The sequence below is a fragment of the Corallococcus sp. CA049B genome (assembly GCF_003611685.1).
GTDB classification, from domain to species: Bacteria; Myxococcota; Myxococcia; order Myxococcales; family Myxococcaceae; genus Corallococcus; species Corallococcus coralloides.
The window spans coordinates 1-2,593 of the sequence record NZ_RAWC01000412.1; the positions used below are offsets into that span (position 1 = coordinate 1).

Here is a 2,593-nt window from a genome sequence, read left to right on the forward strand (position 1 = left end):
GTCCGCTCGCGCGCCGAACGCACCGTGGATGAGCGACAGGTTGTGCAGCAGATTCCCGTGCGTGAGCATCACGCCCTTCGGCGTGCCCGTGCTCCCGGACGTGTACTGAAGGAACGCGAGCGACTCCCCGCCCAAACCCTCCGGCGCCACCCAGTCCCGCTCGCCGCCCTCCGGCAGCTCATCCGTCGCCATCCACCGCAGCGCGCGGAAGTCCGGCGCCTGCTCGAAGACGAAGTCCGACAGCCCCAAGATGCCCGACGTGGTGAGCACCACCGACGCCCTCGCGTCCTGGATGATGGCCCGCAGGCGGGGCAGGGTGCGCTCCAGCCGCATCGGGTCCGGCGGATACGCGGGCACCGCCACCGCTCCCGCGTAGAGGCAGCCAAAGAAGCCCGCGATGTAGTCCAGCCCCGGCGGATACAGCAGCAACACGCGCTCGCCTCGCGCGCCTCGCTCACGCAGCGCCATGGCGATCCGCCGTGCGCGCACGTCCAGGTCGAACGCGCTCCAGACGACCTCCTCGCCGTCATCTCCCAGGAATGTGTAGAGGGGCGCCCGAGCGGACGGATTTTGGGCAAGCTTCAGCAGTACGCCAGGAAGGCATTGGGGGAGGTCGGTCACGGGGGGGCCGTCCATGTGTCGAAAAATTTCGACACTTCATAGCAGCCCGACTGCTCAATCCCGTAGGCACTCCCAGTAATGAAACACGGGAGGCCTGTGACGCCAGCCCACTCGGGGAGCGGGGACCCGACACGCCCTCACGCGCGGCCGAAGAGTCCCTTCAACCACCCCATGAAACCTTTCTGCTTGGACACGACCGCGACATCCGGCGCCGCTTCCGGGATGACCGGCGTGGACGCCGCCACCTTGCGCGCCACCGGAGCCGCGTGCCCCGGAGCCACGACCGGAGGCGCGGGTGCGGCGGCCGAGGACTCCTCCTGCGCCAGCCGCGCCTTCACCGACTCCGGCGTATCGCGGGTGGTGAACGTGCTGACGACCTCGCGCCCCGTGGTGCCTTCCTTCGCGGTCACCTTGAGCAGCGATTCGTTGTTCACCTCGAACGTCACCGACACCTGCACCGCGCCGCGCGGCTTCTTCGGCAGGCCCGCGAGCCGCAGCGTGCCCAGGTACTCGTTGTCCTGCGCGCGGTCGGAGTCGCCCTGGAAGACGGTGAGCTCCAGCTCCGTCTGTCCGTCCCGGTGCGTGGAGAGCGTGTAGCTCTTCGCCGCCGGCAGCGACACGTTGCGCTCCAGCACCGGCTTGAAGCGCCCACCCGGCAGCCCCACGCCAATGGCCATGGGCAGCACGTCGATGAGCACCACGCCTTCCAGCTGTCCCAGGCTGTGCGCCAGCAGCGCCGCGCCCAGCGCAACAGCCTCGTCCGGGTGCACGCCCTTGCTGGGCGGCCGGCCGAAGAACTTCGTGATCTTCTCGTGCACCAGCGGGAAGCGGCTCTGCCCACCGACCAGAATCACCTCGTCGATGTCCGAGGGCTTCAGCCCCTTGGCCTGGAGCACCTCTTCACAGACCTGGACCGTGCGGTCCACCAGCCCCTCCGTCAGGGCGATCAACTTCTGCCGCGTGAGCGTGACGTCCAGGTCGTACGGCTTGTTGTCGATCATCGTGATGAAGGCCACGTGCACCCGCATCTCGGAGCGCTCGGACAGGGCGCACTTGGCCCGCTCCGCCGCGTCGTTGATGCGCTGCAGGGCCACCCGGTCCCCCTGGAAGGCGCGGCCCGTCTGCCGCTCGAACTCCTGCAGGAGGTACTCCACGATGGCGTTGTCGAAGTCGATGCCGCCCAGGAACGTGTCGCCGCCGGTGGAGATCACCTCGTAGACGGTGTCGTGCAGCTCCAGCACCGACGCGTCGAACGTGCCGCCGCCCAGGTCGTACACCAGCACGCGCTGGTTCAGCTTCTTGCCGTAGCCGTACGCCAGCGCCGCCGCCGTGGGCTCGTTGAGGATGCGCTCCACGTACAGGCCCGCGAGCTTCCCCGCCTCGCGCACCGCGTGCCGCTGGTTGTCGTTGTAGTAGGCGGGCACCGTGATGACCGCCCGGGAGATGAGCTGGCCCAGCTGGTTCTGCGCCACCTCGCGCACCTCGCGGAGGATCAGCGCGGAGATCTGCTGGAGCGAATAGATGCGGTCACCCAACCGCACCGCCGCCTCGCCGGACTGGCCCGCGGCGATCTCATAGTGGAAGCGGCCCTTGATCTGCCCGACGATGGGCGACGCGTACGGCCGGCCCACCAGCCGCTTGGCGCCGTACACCGTCTGGCGCGGGTTGGTGAGCATCTGCCCCTTCGCGGGGTGGCCCACCACCAGCTTGCCGCGCTGGTTGAACGCGAGGATGGAGGGCACCGTGTTGTGGCCCTCGCGGCTGGGCAGCACCCCGGGCTTGTTGCCGCGCACGAACGCGGCGCACGAGTTCGTCGTCCCCAGGTCGATGCCGATGACCGGCCCCGTCCGGGGCGGCTCCTCGATGTTCAGCCCCAGTGACGCGTCCGTCACCATCTCCAGGGCGGGCGCGGGGGCCGCGGCCGGCGCGTCCATCCGGGCCGGGGCGCCAGGGTCCGCGGCCACGGCCGGGG

Annotated in this window: 2 protein-coding genes; both read right to left on the minus strand. The window is 69.7% G+C overall.

The annotated features are described in order from the left end of the window. Positions 1–636: AMP-binding protein (locus D7W82_RS39230; protein ID WP_147439776.1), on the minus strand; the 636-nt coding region annotated here is incomplete at its 3' end. 122 nt (positions 637–758) lie between these two features. After that, the coding region (locus D7W82_RS39235; RefSeq protein ID WP_120623130.1) for an Hsp70 family protein at positions 759–2,593 on the minus strand (1,835 nt) is incomplete at its 5' end.